23 protein-coding genes and 4 tRNA genes are annotated in these 23391 nt (G+C 41.3%); 14 read left to right on the top strand and 13 right to left on the bottom strand.

Annotated elements, in window-relative coordinates; all coding sequences use genetic code 11:
• The first annotated feature begins 44 nt into the window (after nucleotides 1–44).
• Entirely contained in the window at nucleotides 45–926 is an 882-nt protein-coding gene (locus ACN0T8_RS12925; RefSeq protein WP_417881037.1) for a TraB/GumN family protein, read from the top strand.
• A gap of 73 nt (nucleotides 927–999) precedes the next feature.
• On the opposite strand, the gene ACN0T8_RS12920 is transcribed toward ACN0T8_RS12925, so the two are convergent.
• Complete coding sequence (locus ACN0T8_RS12920; protein WP_417881036.1) at nucleotides 1000–1512, bottom strand: RNA methyltransferase; 513 nt, start codon at nucleotides 1510–1512, stop codon at nucleotides 1000–1002.
• Between the two features lie 173 nt (nucleotides 1513–1685).
• On the opposite strand from ACN0T8_RS12920, the gene gdhA reads away from it, so the two are divergent.
• Nucleotides 1686–3038 (top strand): NADP-specific glutamate dehydrogenase, encoded by a 1353-nt coding sequence (gene gdhA / locus ACN0T8_RS12915; RefSeq protein ID WP_417881035.1) that lies wholly within the window; start codon nucleotides 1686–1688, stop codon nucleotides 3036–3038.
• Between the two features lie 123 nt (nucleotides 3039–3161).
• Here the strand turns inward: gdhA and ACN0T8_RS12910 are convergent.
• A tRNA-Pro gene (locus tag ACN0T8_RS12910) sits at nucleotides 3162–3238 on the bottom strand.
• Nucleotides 3239–3538: 300 nt separating this feature from the next.
• Here ACN0T8_RS12910 and smrA point away from each other — a divergent pair.
• Together smrA and rluF are read left to right on the top strand one after the other, a co-directional pair.
• Nucleotides 3539–4120 (top strand): DNA endonuclease SmrA, encoded by a 582-nt coding sequence (smrA, locus tag ACN0T8_RS12905; protein WP_417881034.1) that lies wholly within the window; start codon nucleotides 3539–3541, stop codon nucleotides 4118–4120.
• Nucleotides 4121–4218: 98 nt separating this feature from the next.
• Nucleotides 4219–5244 (top strand): 23S rRNA pseudouridine(2604) synthase RluF, encoded by a 1026-nt coding sequence (gene rluF / locus ACN0T8_RS12900; protein ID WP_417881033.1) that lies wholly within the window; start codon nucleotides 4219–4221, stop codon nucleotides 5242–5244.
• A gap of 98 nt (nucleotides 5245–5342) precedes the next feature.
• On the opposite strand, the gene ACN0T8_RS12895 is transcribed toward rluF, so the two are convergent.
• The 3 genes from ACN0T8_RS12895 to ACN0T8_RS12885 are packed head-to-tail and all read right to left on the bottom strand — an operon-like array spanning nucleotide 5343 to nucleotide 8321.
• Nucleotides 5343–6455, bottom strand: a complete 1113-nt coding sequence (locus tag ACN0T8_RS12895) for an ABC transporter permease (RefSeq protein ID WP_417881032.1) — start codon at nucleotides 6453–6455, stop codon at nucleotides 5343–5345.
• Nucleotides 6452–7378, bottom strand: a complete 927-nt coding sequence (locus ACN0T8_RS12890) for an ABC transporter ATP-binding protein (RefSeq protein WP_417881031.1) — start codon at nucleotides 7376–7378, stop codon at nucleotides 6452–6454. The genes ACN0T8_RS12895 and ACN0T8_RS12890 overlap by 4 nt, the downstream gene beginning before the upstream one ends.
• Nucleotides 7371–8321: an HlyD family secretion protein gene (locus tag ACN0T8_RS12885; RefSeq protein ID WP_417881102.1), complete on the bottom strand. Its 951-nt coding sequence runs from the start codon at nucleotides 8319–8321 to the stop codon at nucleotides 7371–7373. Before ACN0T8_RS12885 ends, ACN0T8_RS12890 begins: the two co-directional genes overlap by 8 nt.
• Nucleotides 8322–8607: 286 nt before the next feature.
• On the opposite strand from ACN0T8_RS12885, the gene ACN0T8_RS12880 reads away from it, so the two are divergent.
• The 4 genes from ACN0T8_RS12880 to ACN0T8_RS12865 all read left to right on the top strand — a co-directional run bounded on the left by ACN0T8_RS12880 (nucleotide 8608) and on the right by ACN0T8_RS12865 (nucleotide 10049).
• A tRNA-Leu gene (locus ACN0T8_RS12880) sits at nucleotides 8608–8694 on the top strand.
• Nucleotides 8695–8753: 59 nt separating this feature from the next.
• A tRNA-Cys gene (locus ACN0T8_RS12875) sits at nucleotides 8754–8827 on the top strand.
• A 209-nt stretch (nucleotides 8828–9036) separates the two neighbouring features.
• A complete protein-coding gene (locus ACN0T8_RS12870) occupies nucleotides 9037–9219 on the top strand; it encodes an abortive infection system antitoxin AbiGi family protein (protein ID WP_417881030.1) in 183 nt (60 codons plus the stop codon).
• 74 nt (nucleotides 9220–9293) lie between these two features.
• A complete protein-coding gene (locus ACN0T8_RS12865) occupies nucleotides 9294–10049 on the top strand; it encodes a hypothetical protein (protein WP_417881029.1) in 756 nt (251 codons plus the stop codon).
• Between the two features lie 89 nt (nucleotides 10050–10138).
• Here ACN0T8_RS12865 and ybaK read toward each other — a convergent pair whose 3' ends face one another.
• The 8 genes from ybaK to hemA form a co-directional block, all read right to left on the bottom strand.
• Nucleotides 10139–10612 carry a Cys-tRNA(Pro) deacylase gene (ybaK, locus tag ACN0T8_RS12860; protein ID WP_417881028.1) on the bottom strand — a complete coding sequence of 158 codons (474 nt, stop codon included), beginning with the start codon at nucleotides 10610–10612 and terminating at the stop codon, nucleotides 10139–10141.
• Between the two features lie 122 nt (nucleotides 10613–10734).
• Entirely contained in the window at nucleotides 10735–12396 is a 1662-nt protein-coding gene (gene ushA, locus ACN0T8_RS12855) for a bifunctional UDP-sugar hydrolase/5'-nucleotidase UshA (RefSeq protein WP_417881026.1), read from the bottom strand.
• 308 nt (nucleotides 12397–12704) lie between these two features.
• Nucleotides 12705–13556: a 3-deoxy-8-phosphooctulonate synthase gene (kdsA, locus tag ACN0T8_RS12850; protein WP_417881025.1), complete on the bottom strand. Its 852-nt coding sequence runs from the start codon at nucleotides 13554–13556 to the stop codon at nucleotides 12705–12707.
• A gap of 106 nt (nucleotides 13557–13662) precedes the next feature.
• Nucleotides 13663–14478: a SirB1 family protein gene (locus tag ACN0T8_RS12845; protein WP_417881024.1), complete on the bottom strand. Its 816-nt coding sequence runs from the start codon at nucleotides 14476–14478 to the stop codon at nucleotides 13663–13665.
• 70 nt (nucleotides 14479–14548) lie between these two features.
• Complete coding sequence (locus ACN0T8_RS12840; RefSeq protein ID WP_417881023.1) at nucleotides 14549–14929, bottom strand: SirB2 family protein; 381 nt, start codon at nucleotides 14927–14929, stop codon at nucleotides 14549–14551.
• 57 nt (nucleotides 14930–14986) lie between these two features.
• On the bottom strand, nucleotides 14987–15835 hold the full coding sequence (gene prmC / locus ACN0T8_RS12835; protein ID WP_417881022.1) for a peptide chain release factor N(5)-glutamine methyltransferase: 849 nt from the start codon (nucleotides 15833–15835) through the stop codon (nucleotides 14987–14989).
• Nucleotides 15836–15840: 5 nt separating this feature from the next.
• On the bottom strand, nucleotides 15841–16929 hold the full coding sequence (prfA, locus tag ACN0T8_RS12830; protein ID WP_417881021.1) for a peptide chain release factor 1: 1089 nt from the start codon (nucleotides 16927–16929) through the stop codon (nucleotides 15841–15843).
• A 69-nt stretch (nucleotides 16930–16998) separates the two neighbouring features.
• Entirely contained in the window at nucleotides 16999–18258 is a 1260-nt protein-coding gene (gene hemA / locus ACN0T8_RS12825; RefSeq protein WP_417881020.1) for a glutamyl-tRNA reductase, read from the bottom strand.
• A gap of 257 nt (nucleotides 18259–18515) precedes the next feature.
• On the opposite strand from hemA, the gene lolB reads away from it, so the two are divergent.
• The 6 genes from lolB (at nucleotide 18516) to ACN0T8_RS12795 (ending at nucleotide 23337) form a co-directional block, all read left to right on the top strand.
• Nucleotides 18516–19178, top strand: coding sequence for a lipoprotein insertase outer membrane protein LolB (lolB, locus tag ACN0T8_RS12820; protein WP_417881019.1), 663 nt, complete (start codon nucleotides 18516–18518; stop codon nucleotides 19176–19178).
• The gene (gene ispE, locus ACN0T8_RS12815; RefSeq protein WP_417881018.1) at nucleotides 19178–20134 is read left to right on the top strand and encodes a 4-(cytidine 5'-diphospho)-2-C-methyl-D-erythritol kinase; all 957 of its coding nucleotides are present in this window, start codon (nucleotides 19178–19180) and stop codon (nucleotides 20132–20134) included. Before lolB ends, ispE begins: the two co-directional genes overlap by 1 nt.
• A 27-nt stretch (nucleotides 20135–20161) precedes the next feature.
• Entirely contained in the window at nucleotides 20162–21106 is a 945-nt protein-coding gene (locus ACN0T8_RS12810; protein ID WP_417881017.1) for a ribose-phosphate pyrophosphokinase, read from the top strand.
• Between the two features lie 141 nt (nucleotides 21107–21247).
• Nucleotides 21248–21838 carry an aminoacyl-tRNA hydrolase gene (gene pth / locus ACN0T8_RS12805; protein ID WP_417881016.1) on the top strand — a complete coding sequence of 197 codons (591 nt, stop codon included), beginning with the start codon at nucleotides 21248–21250 and terminating at the stop codon, nucleotides 21836–21838.
• 69 nt (nucleotides 21839–21907) lie between these two features.
• Complete coding sequence (ychF, locus tag ACN0T8_RS12800) at nucleotides 21908–22999, top strand: redox-regulated ATPase YchF (protein ID WP_417881015.1); 1092 nt, start codon at nucleotides 21908–21910, stop codon at nucleotides 22997–22999.
• 261 nt (nucleotides 23000–23260) lie between these two features.
• Nucleotides 23261–23337: transfer RNA gene (locus tag ACN0T8_RS12795), tRNA-Met, on the top strand.
• Nucleotides 23338–23391 lie beyond the last annotated feature (54 nt).

Genomic DNA, 23391 nt, shown 5'->3' with positions numbered 1-23391 from the left:
AAAACCGAACTCTATTTCCAAGTGATTCAAGGTATATGGCTAATATGAAAAACTGGCGCCCTCTTCTGCTTTCTTTATTGTCACTGCCCTCTTTATTGTTCGCCACAACAAGCCACGCTGAGCCATTGGTTTGGAAAGCGACTAAAGGACAACAACAATTAATGTTGATCGGTACCATTCACCTTGGGCATAAAAGCATGTACCCATTACCAAAAATATTAGAGCAATTTTTGAAAACCAGTGATGGATTAGTATTAGAAGCCAACCTTGAAGAGGGCATGCCACAAATAAACTTTGATGGCGTAACACTCACCAAGCAAGTGTTAACTTCAGAACAAAGAAAACAACTTGAGAAAACCGCCAAACACCTAAAACTCAATCCAATGACCTTGCTCAACTTACCGCCTTGGTTAACTGCGGTCAGCATTGAGAGTCAAACCTTTGAATCGCTTGGTTATAATGTCACTGAAGGCGTTGATCAAACCATACAAAAACAAGCCCAAGCATTAAAAGTTCCATTACTGACATTTGAAAGCCTTGCTCAACAACTTGATGTATTGCAAAACCTACCAGATAACGGCAAAAGCTTATTGCTTGATGCGATCAGTGATGAACAGCAGCAAACTGAAGATATTTATTCGTGCATGATTCAAAGCTGGCAAGATGGTGATCAAGACAACTTACGTAAATTACTGGAAACATCAGAATGGGATCAGAAAACCAGCGATGATCTACTGTATAGCCGTAACCGAAATTGGATAAACAAAATTATTGACCCATCGTTTTTATCTCCGACAGGCCAATATGTGATTGCGGTTGGCGCTCTGCATTTAATCGCTGAACAAAACTTGATTCAAGCACTGACAGAGCATGGTTATCAGGTTACTCTGATCTCCACCAGCACAGACAGTTATTGTCCACTTTAACCCATATCCATCGAACTTTAAGCTGCAGTTTTGTTGACTGCAACTCCAATTACTTTAGGTATATTTTGAAAAATCAAACGACTTGCAAGTGATTGCGGTTATCGCGGCTTTTACGAATTAACTCATCGCCTTGTTCAATGTTTGATGATTTAGCTAAGCGGTCATACAGCAAGACATTGACCGTCGCAGCTAGATTCATACACCCCACCGTTGGCACATACACCACAGCATCGGCTTTCGATACCACGGACTGCTCGATGCTGCCATCTTCAGGACCAAATACGTATAACGCTTTTTCTGGATGTTCAAACTCAGGTAGCGCAATCGCCCCTTCGGCTAGCTCAACACACACTATTTTGGTATCCACATCTAAGCCTTGCAGCATATCATCTACCCCATCAAGTGGAATATGACGGGCAACGCTTTTAGTATCAGTATGAAACTTGGCGGCTTTTTCATATCGTACGCCAGTATAACGAACCGCATCCGCGCGATAACAACCAGCAGCACGCATCACCGCACCAACATTAGACGGACTTTTTGGATTGGTTAAACCGAGAATGATGTGAGTATGATTAATAGACATAAAGAAAGTCATAGTAGAAAACAGTCGCGCGATAATAGCAAAACCAATATGCATCATCAAAGTGTTAAGTTGCGACGCTTAACAAGCCATCCGGTTGTTATGATTGAATCTCAATCAAAAGTAGCATTAAATAATCACACGATCATAATTTTAGCCATATCAAGGAAGTATAAATGACTCATATTCACGATACCATTTCCTCACTACAGCACACCAGCCCTGCTCAAAAAGAATTTTATCAAGCTGTTGAGGATGTTTTGCATTCACTTGTTCCTCTAATTGAAAGTAACAAACAATACCAGGAACAAGCTATACTCCAAAGAATTGTCGAACCAGAGCGTCAAATCATGTTTCGCGTTCCTTGGGTGGATGATGCAGGCCAAGTTCAAGTAAACAAAGGTTACCGAATTGAATTTAACTCAGCCCTTGGCCCATACAAAGGCGGCTTAAGATTTCACCATTCAGTCAATGCTGGCATTATTAAATTTCTTGGTTTTGAGCAAATATTCAAAAATGCACTGACTGGATTACCTATTGGTGGTGGCAAAGGTGGGTCGAACTTCAACCCTAAAGGCAAATCTGATGGAGAGATCATGCGTTTTTGTCAGTCCTTTATGAATGAACTATATCGCCATATTGGTCCAACGACAGACGTTCCTGCAGGGGATATAGGGGTTGGGGCTCGTGAGATCGGCTATTTGTTTGGTCAATATAAGCGTTTAACTGGTCGTTATGAAGGCGTTCTTACCGGAAAAAGCCTGCTATGGGGTGGTTCACTAGTAAGAAAAGAAGCCACCGGCTATGGCGCGGTTTATTTCGCAGAATACATGCTCAATGATCGTCAAAGCTCATTAAAAGAAAAAAGGTGTTTAGTTTCCGGTGCGGGTAACGTGGCTATTTACGCTATCGAAAAACTGTATCAACTCGGTGCGATCCCGGTATCTTGCAGTGATTCAAGAGGTACAATTTACCATGAACAAGGTATCGACCTTGAACTACTCAAACAACTCAAAGAAGTGCAACGTACCAGCTTAGAAACCTATTTAGACACCTACCCAGAAGCAAAATATACTCCCGTGGACGACTACCCTGAAGATGGTCATAGTGTATGGCGTTATCAAGCCGACGCAGCTTTCCCATGTGCAACACAAAATGAACTGACATTGTCTGATGCCCAAGCATTGATCAGTAATGGATGTCACCTAATTAGTGAAGGTGCAAATATGCCAACTACGCCAGAAGCGGTTCAAACTATTATTGAATCTAAAATCGCTTACGGTCCAGCAAAAGCAGCGAATGCAGGTGGAGTCGCAACCAGTCAGCTTGAAATGGCACAAAATGCCAGTATGCAGAATTGGACTTTCGAGAAAGTAGATACCCACTTACAAGCAATTATGAAAAACATTTTTGACAATGTGAACGAAACCAGTAAAGAGTTTGGTCAACCTGGTAACTTAGTGTTAGGTGCTAATGTTGCTGGCTTTAGAAAGGTTGCTGATGCAATGCTTGAGCAAGGTATCGTCTAAAGAAAGTCAACGCTACGCTCATTGAAGATGGCGTTTGATTAATGTTCTAATATCAGACGAGCCTCCGACCTATTGGGATTAAATGCAAAAAGGCCTCACATTGCTGTGAGGCCTTTTTAAAAGTGGTCGGTGAAGAGGGATTCGAACCCCCGACCCTCTGGTCCCAAACCAGATGCGCTACCAAACTGCGCTATTCACCGAGATTTTCTATTCGCTTTTAGTTTTTTGTACCAAGGGTCGCCCTCTGGTCCCACTATTCCTAAAAGCCGGAGATGCGCTACAAAACTGCGCTATTCACCGAAATTCATGTCAGCAATGTGTCGCTGAATGAGCTGCGTATAATACGGATTTTATTAGTAAGCGCAAGAGTTTTTAAGCAATTATTTTACGATTTTAAAAAATAACGTTCATTTGCTGATTTTATAAGCAGATACGATTCCCATATCCCTCTCTACCGTTATAATTTTCCTATAACAGCTTTCCATCAAGTGGTAATGATTATGACAAACGATAATGACTTAGACTTATTTCAACAAATGATGGGTGATGTTAAACCGATAAAGCAAGATACGACCATTCGAACCAAAGAGCGAACTCTTACTGAAGCGCACCTTGCCCGACGTAAAGCAGCCGTATCTTTAACAGAAGAGTATGACGAATATCTATCGTTGGATAATGCGCCTATGCTGAAGCCTGATGATATTTTGGAATACAAAAAAGATGGCGTTCAAGATGGCGTATTCCGCAAATTACGTTTAGGTAAGTACCCAATTACCGCCAAGTTAGATTTACACCGTCGGACTTTAGAGCAAGCTCGTGAAGATGTGGTGTCGTTTTTACGCCAAGCACAGCGTCTTGATACTCGCAGTGTCTTAATTGTGCACGGTAAAGGTGAGCGTTCTAATCCACCCGCCTTAATGAAAAGCTATGTTGCCGCATGGCTTGAGCAGATTTCTGATGTGATGTGTTTTCATAGTGCTCAACCTTTTCATGGTGGCAGCGGTGCGGTGTATGTCTTAATTAAGAAAAGTGCTGAAATGAAATTAGATAACCGCGAACGCCACCAAAAACGAATGAGTTAAATCAGCAAATCTGCTAAGCTCTATCACCTTCATCGCTCAAGCTATCTTTTTAATATATCGCTGAGCATTTCCGTTGTGAAACGTCAAAAGAGATCACTATGACTAATCAAACTTCTGCTATTCGTCTTAATAAATTCATCAGCGATTCGGGCTTTTGCTCACGCCGTGAAGCCGATAAGCTTATCAATCAAGGCCGTGTCACTATTAATGGCATCGTGCCGGAAATGGGTACTAAAGTGCTGCCGGGCGATGATGTTCAGGTTGATAACAAGCCAATTAAGACCAAAGAAAAGCCTATCTATATTGCGCTAAATAAACCAACGGGAATTACTTGTACTACCGAGCGTCACGTTGAAGGCAATATTGTTGATTTTATTGGTCACCGTAAACGTATCTTCCCAATTGGTCGCCTAGATAAACCTTCTGATGGTTTGATTTTCTTAACCAATGACGGCGATATCGTCAACAAGATCTTACGTGCGGGTAATGCCCACGAAAAAGAATATGTAGTACGTGTTGATAAGCCGATTACCGAAGAGTTTATAACCAAGATGAGCTCAGGTGTCGATATTTTGGATACCACAACCCTACCTTGTAAGGTAAACAAAGAAACCGATTTTTCTTTCCGTATGACTTTGACTCAAGGCTTAAACCGTCAAATTCGCCGTATGTGTGAAGCCTTAGGTTACGATGTTTATAAACTACGCCGCGTTCGTATTATGAACATCACCATTGATGGACTACCAAACGGCAAATGGCGTTACTTAACCGATGCTGAAATCACTGAAATTCATAATATGATTGAAGGTTCAGTAGGTACAGAAGAAGCCTCTAAAGTCGCCGCTGATGGTCATAGCATTGCGAAAGCAACAGACGCTAAATTACACGATGCACGCAAGCAAGCGGAAAAAGAACGTGAAACTCAATTTAAAACTTACCGAGGTAAAGGTGAGTTTGAACGTAAACCACGTACCAAAGGTAAAGAAAGTGATCGCACTGGTGGTAATCGTAGCCGTAATCAAGATAAGCCCAAAGCAGCGACACCTAGAAAGCCTGCTAGCAAAGGCTCTCGTTTTGGTAACTCAAATAGCAGTACTATCAAAAAATGGACACCAAAGAAGTAACCATTAAGTAATACCCAATCCAACAAATAACTAATCCGGTAGCGACTTATTAAAACGCTGCCGGTATTTTTTTACTGCTCATCACTTCTTGTTAATCATTAATCAAGCGTTTTCTTAAATCTCAACGCGGCAACCGCAATCCCTACCACGGTGAAACCCAACAACCACAGCACATCTTTATACAAATCTCCTAACTCTGCACCTTTTAACACCAGTGCCCGAATAATCCGCATATAGTGTGTGGCTGGCAATCCTTCGGCTATCCACTGTGCCAATACTGGCATGCCTTCGATTGGAAACATAAAGCCCGACAATAAAATGGAAGGCAAAATAATAAACAGTGTCAATTGCATTGCTTGAAGTTGTGTTTTAGCAATCGTAGAAATCACTAAACCTAGTGTCAAACTTGCTGAAATAAAGACCAGTGAACCAAGAAAAACATCAATTAATGACGCGTTTATTGGTACATCAAAAATAAAGTAGCCTAAGCCTAAAACAATCGCGACTTGCAGTAGACCAACAAATATATAGGGAATGATTTTAGCGATCATTAATTCAAATGAATTCACCGGCGTTGTGATCAATAACTCCAAGTTCCCTTGTTCTGATTCTCTAACGATAGCAATACTAGTAAATAGCACCATCGTCATCGTTAAAATAACGCCTAGCAATCCCGGTACAATATTGATCGCCGACCGTTGCGCGGGGTTATAAAACATTGTCATTTCAAAGGTTTGATTGGTCGCTTTGGAATCAACCGGTAGATTAGACAATTTGTAGGTATTGGTCACAGGCATGTTTTCTAATCCTAAAATTGCCGAACCTATCATGCTGTCAGAACCATCAATCATCCATTGTGCTTGAACTCTTTGCTGCGCTTGCCTTTGCTCTAAATCATAAGGGATCACTAAAACGGCTCGTACTTCACCGGTTTGAATCCCCTTCTGACCTTCAGCTGTCGATTGATAATTTTTCACCACATCAACCACTTGTGATGCTTTCATCGACGCCACTAGCCAACGTGAAGCTTGGCTATGACTTTGATCGACCACCGCGACTGGAATGTGGCGCACAACAGTATTAATCGCATAACCAAATAATAACAACTGAATCAATGGGATCATGACTATCATGGCGTAGGTGAGTTTATCTCGTGACAGTTGACGAAATTCCTTCACCATTATTGCTTTCATACGGAAAAGGCTACTCATTGACGGCCCTCTCCAGTCACACTAACAAACACATCCTCTAATGTTGGGCGCACTAAACTCATTTCACAATCGGCTAATTGAGAGAATCTTTGTCGCAACCAATCAATAGGATCATTGACCGATTGATAGACTAAAACTCGTAATCTCACTCCGAGTTGTGCTGCAGTACGGATCTCTGGCTGACTCAATAAAGTTGCTTTCAACTGACGAAGGTTATCTGCTTTAATTTCCACAATATTAACCCCCATCTTGTCCATGAGCTCTTCCGGTTCACCATCCGCTCGCATCTTGCCCGCTTCCATAATGGCCAAACGATGGCACTTTTCGGCTTCATCCATATAATGCGTGGTAATTAAAATTGTGGTGCCTTGATCAGATAAATCGAATAGCTTTTCCCAAAAGTCGCGGCGATTTTCCGGATCGACCGCCGACGTAGGCTCATCAAGGAACAAAAGTTCAGGGTTGTTCATCGTGGCCGAAGCAAGAGATAAGCGTTGTTTTTGTCCACCACTCATGCCTTTTACTCGTTGATTACGTAATTGATCTAAGCCATACGTTTTTAGTTGTTGCTCTAGACGTTCAGCTAACTTGCGTTTATCCATGCCATAAATTTGTCCTATAAAGATCAAGTTTTCTTCAACACTTAGATCATCATAAAGTGAAAATTTTTGGGTCATATAGCCAATATTTAAACGCAACTTTTCAGCATCTTTGGGAATGCGTAACCCTAGAACATCAATTTCACCAGAAGTCGGCGTGAGCAAGCCAGTCAGTGTACGGATCATAGTTGATTTACCGCATCCATTCGGACCAAGAAAACCATAAATACACCCTTTAGGCACAGATATGGAAATATCATCAATCGCAGTAAAATGACCAAACTTCTTCACAACATTACGAGCGTAAATAGCAATCTCACTCATGCTCAGACTCCAAGTCCACCTGCAGAGGAATACCGGCGGCATATTGTGAAGCTTCTTTAGGCAAGTCAATTTCCGCTAAATACACTAAGCGAGAACGATCTTCTTCCGTCATGTTTCGATAAGGTGTAAAAGCAGGGTCAACGGAAATCCAACGAAGTTTTCCACGTAATGCTTGCTTGACTCCATCAATATGTACCATTAATGAACTGCCGACTTGAATTGAATGCTTATATTGCTCAGGCAGGTAAACACGAGCGTATGGCGCAGAATTAGATTGAATGATCGCCACCACCGAATTCTGTGTGACTCGTTCACCCAAGTTATAAGGTAACGAATCAAGAATGCCATTTCGGGTTGCGACAACCGTTAATTGTTGGAGTTTATGCTGTTGCAACATGACTTCTGCTTTTGCCGCGGCCAACTGCGCTTTAGCAAATTCAATATCTTCAATTCGGTTTCCGTTGGTGAGCTTCAACCATGTTTTGTAAGCAGAGTCATACTGGCCTTGCTTAGTATCTCTTTCGGATAAGGCATTATCTTGATCTGCGATTGAAGCGAGTTTTCTGTTCACTAATTCATTGATACGTTTTAAATGCTTTTGTGCATCCAACAGTTCCGCTTTCGCGCTATTTAAATTCGCTGTCGCAACATCAATATCTTCTGAACGTTCACCATTAAGCATCTTATTTAAATTGGCTTGTTGTTGATCTCGTTCAGCCTTGGCTTTGGCTAAAATAGCACTTTGCGTCGTAGGATCTAATTGAGCAATCACTTGGCCAACTTTCACTACACTGCCTTGTTTGATAGGCAATGATGTGATGATTTCGCTTGAGGTGGCAAGCAAGCGAATACGCTCTCGTTCTAATGTTCCTGACGCTTGTGGGGATTCGGTTGGCGAGCAAGCATTTAGCGTCAACAAGACCAAACTGATCCCGAAAATCATCCGCCAGTTTTGAATAGCCAAAATACTCACCTTAAAAATAGTCATCACTTTATTCCCCTGAGAAGGTGCATAAGTAAACATGATAAAAGAATAGTAGAGAGTATATAATGCACCTCACTTTGACTATAAACAAAGCAAAAAGCCTAAAAAGCAGACACTTAAACCTTGTTTTTGAAAAAAAATGTTTACCTCTGCGTTGAATACTATAAAGTATGCCTCGTCTTCAAGCGAAGATGATGGTGTTCTAACTTTTCAGTTTAAGTGCCCTGTAATTTAGATTACATGTGCCCTGGTGGTGGAATTGGTAGACACAAGGGATTTAAAATCCCTCGGCGTTCGCGCTGTGCCGGTTCAAGTCCGGCCCGGGGCACCATCTAAAAGATTCTCGATAAACTCTTCAAAAGTTTCTTCAAAAAACACCCAATACAAAATGGCGCCTTGGCAGAGTGGCTATGCAGCGGATTGCAAATCCGTGGACCTCGGTTCGACTCCGGGAGGCGCCTCCAGATTTAGAAAGCCTGACTAGAAATAGTCAGGCTTTTTTACGTCTATTGGAAAGTGATAATACGCCGTCTTGTTTTATGTGATAACAGAATGCTAAATGCGACGTTCATGCTTTATTTTTTAGAGACTTATGGTAGCTTGATTGAAAGTTAAGCAGACAGAAAAACGAGACTGCCTGTTGTTAGAATGTTATGTATTTTAAGGATTCAGCATGATAATCCATTTCACCAGTAAGTTTGAGTTTATTCAATCTATCCTGTCTTCATTTTCCTGTAGGCTGAGTTATTGTGGTGAATACTTTGGTAACAAGACTGGCAAAGCTATATCTAGAACCGCGCATCCAATGATGTCTTTCAGTGACTATAGCGATGAAAATCACCTTCAAAAAGTATGACTAACTAATTAAGTACGCTATGGTCGCCATTTATTGAAAGCGTTAAGTGTTTCGAAGTAATGAGTAACTTTCCTATGTTTAACAAGCTTGAAAAAACGATATTGAGATATCGAACAAATGAAATGATGCGTCTTCTATTCCACATTGAAGACCTACGTAAGTTTTTAGTTGGATCCATTGAAGCATCAAACCTTTTTCGAGACGAATCCGATGACCGTTTTTTCAACAAAAAGAAAAAAGTAATGCCTCAAGTCTGGAAGCGCATTATTGACGACAATATTCTGAATGCCACGGAAGTGGAAGATTTAAAAGCAATAATTGATAAAAGAAATATTATTGCTCATGAAGTTCACAAGTTTACGCGTGACTTACATAGTGAGCTAAAAGAATATACTAAGACACATCATGTCGAGTCTGAGTATGACTATAAAGCCTTAGAAAGGTTGTTAAAGTATAAAGTTAGAATTGAGAGTAAATGGAAAGGCATATTCGAATTAAGCTTTCGCAGCCTTGATTTTGAGTTAGCAGACCAATTCTATAAGTCGGAAAATACTTATCTGCGCAAAAAGATAGATAATCTATACGCGAAAAGGCGAACAATTGTAGAATCAGTAAATAAAGAACTGGAAGGGGTTAGCTTTCCTAATTACGAAGAACACCCCAAAAATCACAGAAATTATCGAGCAGATGGTAGCCTCTCAATTCGAGGTGGTGAGGTTTGTAGAGGGTTACTCAGTAAAGGGTTGTCATGTTTAGCAGTCAGTATCTTAATGGACATTGATGTAAAAAGAGTCGAATACCAGAAGCGAAAACTTCAAAAACGCACTTAACAAGCAGCTAAGATTTTAGAGTACTTTATCTCATCTGATACGAACAGTTTAATGCTATCCACTAAATCGTTCTTATCCAAAAAAACAACTCACTGACACAAATCCACAAACTTCCCTCTCGTCAAACTCGCCAGATCTTGTGGCGCAAGTTCGATCTCCAAGCCTCGCTTTCCTGCTGACACACAGATGGTGTCAAAGTTGGTGGCGGATTGATGAATAAATGTTGGTAAGGCTTTCTTTTGGCCTAGCGGACTAATTCCCCCTACTACATAACCTGTGGTTTTTTGTGCGATGTCAGGATCGGCCATTTCGGCTTTTTTAGCACCGGCGGCTTTGGCGGCTTGTTTAAGGTTTAATTTGTTTTCAACCGGAATGATCGCTACCGCAAGGTTCTTCGCTTCACCATTAAGACAAAATAATAAGGTTTTAAATACTTGCGCGGGATCTTGTCCAAGGACTTCAGCTGCCTCTAGCCCATAACTTGTTGCATTAGGATCATGCTTATATTGATGAACCGTATGCGGGATTTTCTTCTTTTTCGCGAGATTAATTGCCGGTGTCATAATTTGTCCTTAATAAGCGATTACCTTAACAAACAAAAACAGCGCTTGATTCAGCGCTGTTTTATACTCAGTTTGCTCGAATACATTCTTAAATAAACTGAATTTCAGTTCAATGCTTTAGGTTAGTTAAGGTATTTAATTTCACCATTTGGCTCGTAATCAGCAACATTGATTGGGTTGTGTTTTTCTAGGTAGTCTTTTAATACTTCGGCATCAACAAACCCTGTATTCACAAAACCCGGTTTATCATCAATTTTTGGATAGCCATCGCCACCTGCAGCATTAAAGCTTGGGATAGAGAAACGGTAAACTTTGTTTGCATCAAGCGGCTTACCGCCAATGACAACATTGCTCACTTTGTCTTTGGCAACCGTCATGGATATACCCGCAAACTGCACGTAGGCACCTGAATCAACTGGCTTGGTCGCTACAACATTGAGGTAATCCAACAGTTCGCTGCCTTTCATATCCATGTAGGTGACGATATTGCCAAATGGTTGCACTTTAAGAACGTCTTTGTAAGTGATATCACCTGCGGCAATAGAATCACGCACACCGCCAGAGTTCATCACGGCAAAGTCGGCATTCACTCGCTCCATGTGTGACATACCAATCAAGCGACCTAAGTTTGTTTGCTTAAAGCGCACTACGTTACGATCTCCTTCAAGCTTGCCATTTGAATAAGAGATTTGCACGTTTAGTTGCTCTTGGCCTTTATCTTGATATGGCTGTAGGAAAGCTTTTAACTCGAGATCTTGTGGGATTTCAGTTTGTACTAACTCTTTTTTCTTCTCACCATTGACATTAATGGTTTTCTTTAAATTTACAGGAATAAGATTATAGCTCACCATGTTGAGTTCGCCATTTTTGAACTCAAAATCGGCGCGACCGACATATTTACCCCATTCGTGAGCTTGAACAATCCAAGTGCCATTTTGTTTATCTGGCGCACATTCATCACCCGGCTTGTAGTCTTGTTTTCTGTGGTTTTCAGACTCCATGCACACTGGCTCTTGTGAGTGTCCACCGACAATCATATCCAACTCACCTTGTGGTAAATAACGAGCGAGAGTAACATCACCCGGCGCATTGGCACCGCTTAAACCATTGTCATAATGCCCCATGTGAGTTACAGCAAAAATCAGATCGGGTTTTTCATTAGCTTGTAGTTGTTCAATGACTTTCTTAGCTTCAGATTTCGGATCTCGAAATTCCACATCGCCAATATATTCAGGGTTACCAATCTTGGCGGTATCTTCGGTAGTTAAACCAATAACCGCAATTTTGATCCCTTGTTCATCGAAAATTTTATAAGGCTGGAATAGTCGCTCACCGGTTTTTTTATCGTAGATATTGGCAGAAAGCATTGGGAAATTAACCCAATCACGCTGCTTCATCAGTACCGATAATGGATTATCAAATTCATGGTTCCCGACTGCCATTGCATCGTAACCAATTTTATCCATGCCTTTAAAATCAGGCTCAGCATCTTGTAAGTCTGATTCAGGTACACCAGTATTGATATCACCACCAGAGAACAACAAAACATTGCCTCCTTCTGCTTGTACTTGCTTACGAATGCTATCAATCAAGGTTTTACGTGCCGCCATCCCATATTCACCATCTTGGTTATGCCAGAAGCGGCCATGGTTATCATTGGTATGTAGTACAGTAAGCTTATAGGTTTTATCCGCTTGCCACTCATGCCCTGATTGATTAGAACAAGCGACAACTGAAGCTAAAGCAATCGCGACGACTGACGTTTTTAATACAAAATGTTTCATCGATGAATACCTGTAAAGTGAGAAATTAAAAAGAAAAGAACAACGCTAATGTGAAGGTATAAAGACACAAAGTGTAATAGATTGATTAACTTTAAGAATAGTTAACAAAAAGAATTGATGTCACGATCACAAGAAAACGATTCTATCCATTATAAGAATACCAACTCCAGCAAATAATTGATCATCTTAGCTTATTAAAAAGCTTGCTAACTACGTTAATCTAACCTACTCATTTATTGGAATCAGTATAATAAAACCAGTCACATAAATGACTGGTTTTTAACGTTTATCGATAAAGTCTATGTGAGTTATCGAATATCGATATGCTCAAAGCCTTTGATTAAATCATCAAGATCTTTCATTTGCTTCAAGAATGGTTCTAGCTTATCGAGTGGCAATGCAGACGGACCATCGCATTTCGCTTGGTCTGGATTTGGATGCGCTTCGATAAATAGACCCGCAATACCTGTAGCTAGGCCGGCTTTTGCTAGCTCTACTGTTTGCTCACGACGGCCACCAGAAGCGGCGCCTGAAGGATCGCGCATTTGTAGTGAGTGGGTTACATCAAAAATGATTGGGCTGCCGTTTGATGCATTTTTCATTACACCAAAGCCAAGCATATCAACGACTAGGTTGTCGTAACCCATGCATGAACCGCGTTCACATAAGATGATTTTATCGTTACCGCATTCTGCGAATTTATCCACGATATTCCCCACTTGGTTCGGGCTCATAAATTGTGGTTTCTTCACGTTAATGACTGCGCCCGTTTTTGCCATTGCTTCAACTAAGTCAGTTTGACGAGCTAAGAAAGCTGGCAATTGAATAACATCAACCACATCCGCAACGGGTTGTGCTTGCGCTTCCGTATGCACGTCAGTAATAATTTTCACACCGAAAGTATCTTTCAGCTCTTGGAAGATTTTCATGCCTTCTTCCAAGCCAGGGCCACGGTAAGAATGCACTGAAGAACGGTTAGCTTTATCAAAAGACGCTTTAAATACGTATGGAATGCCTAGCTTTTCAGTAACGTTTACATAGTGCTCACAGATTTGCATCGCAAGGTCACGAGACTCAAGTACGTTCATACCAGCAAAAAGAGTAAAAGGTTTATCATTAGCAACTGGGATGTTGCCGATATTAACGGTTTTCTGTTGCATACTGTTCGCTCCGTCCTTCAAACGCTATGTTTGAAATTAATGAATAAGTTATAGTGAGCCGCTATTAGTAAATCTCTACTAATGCATCTCTATTAATGAGTCTCTACTAATGAATTGTTACTTGGTGCCCGCTTAATGCGTTCACCTGAATTTTAAGCATTTCAGAAGAGGGATCTTCCGGGCAGCTATCAATAAAAAACTGGAAATCTTCCATTGCTAATTGCTGACAATCAAGCTGTTGGTAAATAAAACCGCGGTCGCGTATTTCATAAGGATCGTCAGGTACAAAGCTTAGCGCAATATCTGTGCACATTAATGCTTGAGCAAAATTATCTTCACGTATCAAAGCCCCTTTAATGACCGCAAGCCAACGCCCCAAAACACTTGGATTATCACAAGCGGCAAGATCTTGAGGTTTTACTTTAGCTAATGGACCTTCATAACCAATCAACCAAGCACGTAAAATAGACTTAGACACATACTCGCCATTAAATGGATTGATGTACAGCGGCGCCTCATGCGGCCAATTCACTTTAACAATAAATTGACTCGGAAAGCTGACGCCTACAATTGGAAAGCCTAGACGCTCACCAAAATAAACCAACAGCGCACCTAAACTAACGGGGATCCCTTTACGGCGTTTTAATACCAACTCCACTCGAGCATTAGATGAGTCAAAAAACTGCTCGCTGTCACCGGAAAAGTTCCAATCGTGGTAGAAAAAGCGTAGGAAAGATTCGAACTTTTGCTTTTCATCCGTTTCATGCACTAACGCATGTTCAAGCTCTTCAAACATGGCATTTAACGTATGCATCACCCACGGCTTATCGGTTTCAGGGAAAATTAACGCATTTAACGCTAACGCTCCTTCCAGCAAACTGTATTCATCAATTTCTTGTTCAAATAATTCTAAATCAGTCATTACGTCAAACTACTCAAGTTAAAGCTATCGGTTTCAAGTTGAAGTTATCAATTTCAAGTTAAAACAATGCTTACAATGTCGGAACTTTGGTCATCGCAAGGTGTGCGGCCCAATACAACCAACCTAAAGCACCAAAGAATGCCACGCTGCGAATCACTTTATTTTTACCCAGCTTCAGAGCGACAAATCCAAGTGCGATATACACTAAAACGCAGCTGATTTTTTCAGTTAGCCAAGCGCCCGCAGCGGTAAATGGCATAAAACCTGTGATGAAAATAAGAAAAATACCCGATAGTAATAAAACGGTATCTACAATATGAGGCGTGACTTTGAAGAACTTTTTATTAAGTAATGGCGAATCCATCATCATTAAAATATAACGAACTGTTAAGAATAAAACACTGAGTGCAATAGCCAATAAATGTACGTGTTTCATTGAGGTATATAACATTGTTTATCTCTTCTTTTGATAGTCAGCATCATACCAACTGTTATCTTTATTCAATAGTTAATCGTTCAGCCAACAACCTAGTGTTACGCGGTCATTGTGACCATAATCTTGTTCAGTCGTTACTTGCTGATAACCTGCATCCTGTAGAATCTGGCGAACATCAGCTCCCTGATCATAGCCATGTTCCATTAATAACCACCCCCCCGATTTTAAATATTGACGCGCATTGGCAGCAATATACCTGAGATCGGCAAGCCCTTTTTCTTCAGCGACCAGCGCCGTCAGAGGTTCAAAACGAACATCTCCTTGTACAAGATGTGGATCCATCTTATCAATATAAGGAGGGTTACTCACAATACAGGAAAATTCAGTTTTATCATCCAATGGTTCAAACCAACTACCTTGCAAGAACGATGCATTAGCTAGGTTGAGTTTTTGGGCATTACGGGTAGCCAGCTGTTGGGCTTGTAATTGTAAATCGATCCCAATCACACGACGTTCAGGAAATTCAGAAGCGAGTGCCAAAGCAATGGCTCCCGTACCGGTACCGAGATCCAAAATATCCCCGTCAATAGCAGGAATTTTTTCTAGTGCTAATTCCACCAGCCTTTCAGTATCCGCGCGCGGGATTAAAGTAGCAGGCGCAACGTCCAACGGTAATGACCAGAATTCTCGCTCACCTACAATATAAGCTACTGGTTGACCTTCAATACGCTTAGCTAATAGTTCATCAAATTGAACTTGTTGAGCCGCATCAAGCTCGCGCTCTGGCCAAGTAAGCAAATAGCTGCGCGGTTTATCCAATACGCGACACAACAGCACTGCGGCATCCAGCGCTGGCGTATCAGAACCACTGGCGATCAATGCTTCAATCGCCGTTTGTAAGTTAGCTTCAATGCTGATCATTGAGATTAATATTGCTCTGATAGTGCGGCTAGCTGGTCGGCTTGATATTCTTGAATCACTGGATCCACCAAGCTTTGTAGATCGCCTTCCATCACTTCACTTAAACGGTACAAGGTTAAGTTAATGCGGTGATCCGATACACGGCCTTGTGGGTAGTTATAAGTACGAATACGGTCGCTACGGTCACCAGAGCCTAATAAGTTACGACGAGTATCAGACTCTTCTGCCGCACGTTTGGCTTCTTCTGCTTGAATAATACGCGCAGCAAGTACTGCCATCGCTTTGGCTTTGTTTTTATGCTGTGAACGCTCATCCTGGCACTCAACTACCGTACCAGTTGGTAAATGGGTAATACGAATCGCTGAGTCGGTGGTGTTAACGTGCTGACCACCCGCGCCTGATGAACGGAAGGTATCAATTTTCAGATCTGATGCTTTAATCTCTGGTATTTCCGCTTCTGGAATTTCCGCCATAACCGCAACGGTACAAGCTGAAGTATGAACGCGACCTTGTGATTCAGTCGCAGGAACACGTTGTACGCGGTGACCGCCTGATTCAAATTTCAATACGCCATAAGCACCATCGCCATTCACTTTAGCGATCATTTCTTTGTAACCACCATGTTCAGCTTCATTACTGCTGATCACTTCAATCCGCCAACCTTTTTTCTCAGCAAAACGGCTATACATACGGAATAAATCACCAGCAAAAATGCCCGCTTCATCACCACCGGCACCAGCACGAATCTCTAAGAAACAGTTACGCTCATCATTGGGATCTTTTGGAATCAATAAGATTTGCAATTCATCCGCGAGACGCTCAATCATCACTTTTGACTCTTTGATTTCTTCTTGCGCCATTTCACGCATTTCAGCGTCATCTTCTTGTGCCATTTCTTCAGCCGCGACTAAATCTTCTTGCGCTTGCTGGTAAGCTTGGAAGCATTTAGTGACTTCTTCTAGCTGAGAATATTCTTTAGATAAAGTGCGGAATTTATTTTGGTCGCCAATAACATCAGGGTCACCAAGTAAGTGCTGAACTTCTTCATAGCGTTCAACCAGTGTTTCTAATTTAGTCAAAATTGACGATTTCATAATTTAATTCTTTTTTAGTATCAATAAAATGGGAGGCATAAATCATAACAAGGCTAAAAATAAGCGTCGCTACAACTCTTCTAAACCTAAACTTTGGCGGATAACGATCAGCTTTTCAGGCTCACCTTGCTCTGCAACAATTTGCATCGCTCGTGTTGGGGGATGAATTAAACGATTAGTCAGTTTATTACTTAATTCTCGTAATACTTTCTCTGGATCGCCACCAGCTGCGAGTACATTGAGGCTTTTTTCTAATAAATCATTTTTGATGTCATTGGCTTGTTCACGATAATCACGGATGCTATCGACCGCTTGCAATGAACGCAACCAAGTCATAAAGGCCGCACTTTCTTCAGAAACAATCGCCTCTGCTTGAATAGCTTCTACTTTTCGCTGCTCAATGTTTTTATTCACGATGCCTTGCAGATCATCCACACTATACAAATAAGCATCATCTAAATCACCCACTTGGGATTCGATGTCACGGGGAACCGCAATATCAACTAATAGCATCGGCTGGTGTTTGCGTTTTTTCAAAGCGGATTCAACCATACCTTTGCCGATAATCGGCAGTGGACTGGCGGTCGAACTGATCACAATATCAGCCTCGGCTAAATGCTCTGGAATTTCAGATAGAGTAATGGTTTCGCCACAAAATTGATCAGCTAAGATTTTCGCACGTTCCAACGTACGGTTGGCAACGATAATTTTTTTACATTCTGTCGATGATATGTGTTTTGCGACTAGCTCAATCGTCTCACCCGCGCCAACGAGTAACACGGTAACATTTTTCATCGATTCAAAAATTTGTTTGGCTAAAATGCACGCCGCGTAAGCCACGGAAACCGCACTACCGCCGATTGCGGTTTCCGTACGGACTCGTTTTGCCACTGAGAATGCTTTGTGAAATAGCTTTTCTGTCATGCCATTAACTGCATTAAGCTCAGTAGATTCAGCATAAGCTTGCTTTACTTGACCGAGAATTTGCGGCTCACCAAGTACCAAAGAATCTAATCCACATGCCACACGCATTAAATGACGCACGGCCGCTTGTTCTTCGTAGGTATAAATACTCGACATTAATTCATCAGAATCTAGTTGATGAAAATTCATCAACCATTCAATGATATAACCTTTAGCTGTACCTTTTTTTACATCGCAATAAATTTCAGTTCGATTGCATGTGGAAACTATCACACCACTTTTTATGGTGTCACTAATCGCTATCTGCGCTAAAGCTTCAGACAGTTTTTCCGGTGAAAATGCAATTTTTTCTCGCAACTCAACCGACGCTGTATTGTGATTGATACCAATAGCAAGCAAGGACATCTAGTGAGGACACTCTGAAATTTATTATAAAAGGGACGCAATTTTACTTGATGGGACTTATTAATGAAAGAGGCATCCGTTTTTATTAGTACTTTTCTAACCTCTTTCCTTGCTATTACGTGATGTAAAAGATTAAAACAACGTCATTGTTGACTCTCTAATTACAGCAGAAAGTTAAATATTTCATTACTAATGCTCTCACCATAAATAGAATGGTATAGTTAGCACTCAATTACGAACTGCCAAAGGAAGCCACTTTGTTTTCTCATTTCGCTTTTATTCGCACCATAGTAAGTGCTCGTTATCCTGTTCAACGCCTAACCACAACAATATTGGCTACATTGGTACTTATTCTGTCAGGTTGTAGCAGCGTACCACCGACCCAAGAAAATTACTCTGTCGATTGGCAGAACCAAAAAGCCGTACTCAAGCAGATCAACACTTTTAAAGCAACCGGTAAAATTGGCTATAAAGATCCAGAGCACCGTCAATCGCTAAATTTTATTCTTAAACAGGCCAATTCTTTCAGTGAGCTCAAATTATTGTCCGTTTTTGGGCAAACCGTTCTCACTATTCAAATGACTCCAACAGGCGCGATGGTGACCAATTCCGATGGCAAAGTTCAAACCGCGCAACAAGCTAACGCCCTCATCCAAAACTTAACCGGCTTAGCGATTCCTGTAAGTCAATTACCCGACTGGATAAAAGGTTTACCAACCCAAGCGGATAACGTCACATTCAATCAATCGAATACCGTAGAAAGTTTAAATAAAATGATCGATGGTCGCGATTGGACACTGTCTTACTTAAATTATCAAAGCGTGATAAATCAACAACAAAGCATCACTTTGCCAAAACAATTGCTGTTACACCAAAGTGACACCGAAATTAAAATCTTGATCAGTAAATGGATTCTATAATGTTTCAACACTCAACGCTTACTCAGATTGAATGGCCTTCCCCTGCAAAACTGAATTTATTTTTATATATCACTGGGCGTCTCGATAATGGCTACCATGAATTACAGACTTTATTCCAATTCATTGATTTCGGTGACACCTTAAAGTTCTCGCCTAACCTATCTGGCAACGTCACGATAACACCGGAAATTTCTGGAGTACCTCTGGAAAGCAATTTAATTTGGAAAGCAGCACAAGCACTGAAAGATGAAGCTGAACGAAAAAATATATCGAATGCGCAAGCTTTAGGTGCTGAGATTAACCTACATAAAGTAATACCAATGGGCGGCGGATTGGGCGGTGGCTCTTCAAATGCGGCAACAACCTTAGTGATATTAAATACTGCATGGGACTTAAATTTCTCATTAGACAAACTTGCTGAACTCGGCCTTAAACTCGGTGCGGATGTGCCAGTGTTTGTTCGAGGCCAAGCAGCATTTGCAGAAGGTGTAGGTGAAAAACTCACCTCAGCGACACCTGATGAGAAGTGGTACCTTGTGATCAAGCCTGAAGAAAATATAACAACTGCAGAAATTTTCACTCATCCAGATTTAACAAGAAATACGCCAAAGCAAGCTCTTACAACACTTTTGCAGCAGCCTTACGGAAACGATTGCGAAAAAATCGTCACTTTACTCTATCCGGAGGTTGCTAAGCAACTTTCATGGCTGCTACAATACGCGCCGTCGAGATTAACTGGAACGGGCTCATGTCTTTTCGCTGAGTTTGATACTCAAGAAGAAGCTGAAAGTGTTCTTGCGAAATTAAACGACCAAACAGAATCAACCCAAACTAAGTTAAATACCCAAACTCAGTTAGGTAATAGTGTCTTCGGCTTTATCGCCAAAGGGGTGAATACTTCACCACTTCATAAGACTTTGGCTGACTACAAACAAGCCGACCACAACTCAATTTAAAACTGGACGCAACCCGAGGTTTCCACCGTGCCTGATATGAAGCTATTTGCTGGTAACGCCACACCTGAACTAGCCCAACGTATTGCAGATCGTCTTTACATTTCCCTTGGTGACGCAACTGTTAACCGTTTTTCCGACGGCGAAGTCGCTGTACAAATCAATGAAAATGTTCGTGGTAGTGATGTATTCATCATTCAATCTACCTGTGCCCCAACCAACGACAACTTAATGGAATTAGTAGTAATGATCGATGCAATGCGCCGTGCTTCTGCAGGTCGAATTACAGCGGTCATTCCTTATTTTGGTTACGCACGTCAAGACCGTCGTGTCCGTTCAGCTCGTGTTCCAATCACTGCAAAAGTAGTTGCAGACTTCCTTTCTAACGTTGGTGTAGACCGCGTTTTAACTATCGACTTACATGCTGAGCAAATTCAAGGCTTCTTCGATGTGCCTGTCGATAACATCTTCGGTACACCAGTACTAATGGAAGATATGAAGTCTCGTAACCTTGAAGATCCTGTTGTTGTATCTCCTGACCTTGGCGGTGTTGTACGTGCTCGTGCAACAGCAAAAATGTTAGATGATACTGACATCGCGATTGTTGATAAGCGTCGTCCTCGTGCTAACGTTTCTGAAGTGATGAACTTAATTGGTGATGTTAAAGATCGCGACTGTGTGATTGTTGATGATATGATCGATACCGGTGGCACGCTATGTAAAGCAGCTGAAGCGTTGAAAGAACGTGGTGCGAAACGTGTATTTGCATACGCCACGCATGCCGTATTCTCTGGCAAAGCCGCTGAAAACATCCAAAACTCTGTACTTGACCAAGTAATCATCACTGACTCAATCAAGTTATCAGAAGAAATGAAAGCTACGGGCAAAGTAACGCAGCTAACGCTTTCAAGCATGCTTGCTGAAGCTATTCGTCGTATTAGCAACGAAGAATCTATTTCTGCGATGTTTAACTAATACTCGAAACTCAAAGTTCTAAATAAATGAAACCACTTTGCTTTACGGTAAAGTGGTTTTTTATTGTTTCCAGCTTTGCCCATCCGTGAAAAAAATATGCTATCATGCCGCGCTTTTTAAATTTGAAAAGAGAACTAAACTTTGACTCAACCTATCAAATTACTCGTTGGTCTGGCGAACCCTGGGCCTGAATATGCAAAAACACGCCATAATGCAGGTGCATGGGTGGTTGAAGAATTAGCTCGCGTTCACAACGTGACACTAAAAGACGAAAATAAGTTTTATGGCTACACTGGTCGCATTCTGGTTAATGGTCAAGATCTGCGGTTACTGATCCCGACGACCTTTATGAACCTGTCGGGAAAATCCGTCTCTGCTCTTGCGAAATTTTATCAAATAAAACCTGAGGAGATCATGGTTGCTCATGATGAACTGGATCTTCCTCCCGGTGTTGCTAAATTCAAAAAAGGTGGCGGACATGGCGGTCATAACGGCTTAAAAGATATTATTGCAAAGCAAGCCAACAACAAAGATTTTTACCGACTTAGAATTGGAATTGGTCACCCAGGCCATAAAGATCGTGTGGCAGGTTATGTACTCGGTAAAGCCCCAGCCAAAGAACAAGAATTACTCGATGCAGTGGTCGATGAGTCAGTAAGAAGTTTAGACATTCTCCTCAAAGATGGCTTATCAAAAGCTCAAAATAGATTACATACTTTTAAAGCTGAATAAGTCGCTTTAAGAGTCAGAAAATTACAACATAAGTCGGCTAATGATGCTGAATGAAAGAAGGTTAATATCATGGGTTTCAAATGTGGAATCGTCGGTTTACCAAACGTAGGTAAATCAACTCTATTTAATGCACTAACTAAAGCTGGTATTGAAGCGGCTAACTTCCCTTTCTGTACAATTGAGCCAAATACGGGTGTCGTACCAGTGCCAGATCTACGTCTAGATGCGTTAGCTGAAATTGTTAACCCTAAACGTATTCTGCCAACTACTATGGAATTCGTTGATATTGCAGGCTTAGTTGCCGGTGCATCAAAAGGTGAAGGGTTAGGTAACAAATTCCTAGCTAACATCCGTGAAACTGATGCGATTGGTCATGTTGTTCGCTGCTTTGAGAACGAAAACATCGTCCACGTTGCAGGTCGGATTTCACCAATTGAAGATATTGAAATTATTAACCTTGAGCTTGCTCTAGCCGATTTAGATAGCTGTGAACGTGCCATTCAACGCCAAGCGAAAAAAGCAAAAGGCGGCGATAAAGACGCAAAATATGAAATCACAGTACTAGAAAAACTACTTCCAGTATTCACTGAAGGTGGCATGGCTCGTTCTGTTGAGTTAAGTAAAGAGGAGCTTGCTGCGGTAGGTTACTTAAACTTCCTGACATTAAAACCAACTATGTACATTGCTAACGTAAACGAAGATGGCTTTGAAAATAACCCATTCTTAGACCAAGTTCGTGAATACGCAAAAGGCGAAAATGCCGTTGTGGTACCGGTTTGTGCAGCAATTGAATCTGAAATGTCAGAACTAGACGAAGAAGATCGTAACGAATTCTTAGCTGATTTGGGTATTGAAGAACCGGGCCTAAACCGCGTAATTCGTTCTGGTTATGAACTACTAGACTTACAAACCTACTTCACCGCTGGCGTACAAGAAGTTCGCGCTTGGACTATCCCTGTTGGTGCAACGGCCCCTCAATCAGCGGGTAAAATCCATACAGACTTTGAAAAAGGCTTCATTCGTGCTGAAGTTGTTGGTTATGAAGACTTCATCCAATTTAAAGGTGAAAGTGGCGCTAAAGAAGCGGGCAAATGGCGTTTAGAAGGTAAAGATTACATCGTAAAAGATGGTGATGTTGTCCATTTCCGCTTTAACGTATAAATAACAAACATTATTTTTTTAACGTTTGTATAAAGCCAGTCATTTTCTGGCTTTTTTATTATTTGAATTAAGTCTTTGAAAGACGGTTCTTTTGAGAAAAATTCGCTTTAAGTACTAGTATTTGCTCACAAACAAAGCTTTTTGTTTAAAAAAAAGTCGAACAATTCAAGAATGCCAATTTATTAAAAAAAACTGTTGACGCTTGCGGCCCAGATACGCATAATGCGCTCCGTCCTTGAGACACAGGGACAATAAAATTTAGGCTACGTAGCTCAGTTGGTTAGAGCACATCACTCATAATGATGGGGTCACAGGTTCGAATCCCGTCGTAGCCACCATATTTTAAACGATGCTTTTCTAAAGGATCGTTATTCGATAAGTAAGTTTAACCA

Source organism: Vibrio sp. (assembly GCF_048266485.1).
GTDB lineage: Bacteria > Pseudomonadota > Gammaproteobacteria > Enterobacterales > Vibrionaceae > Vibrio.
The sequence above is the reverse complement of the archived record's forward strand: the minus strand, read 5'-3'. Positions and strand labels throughout refer to the sequence as shown.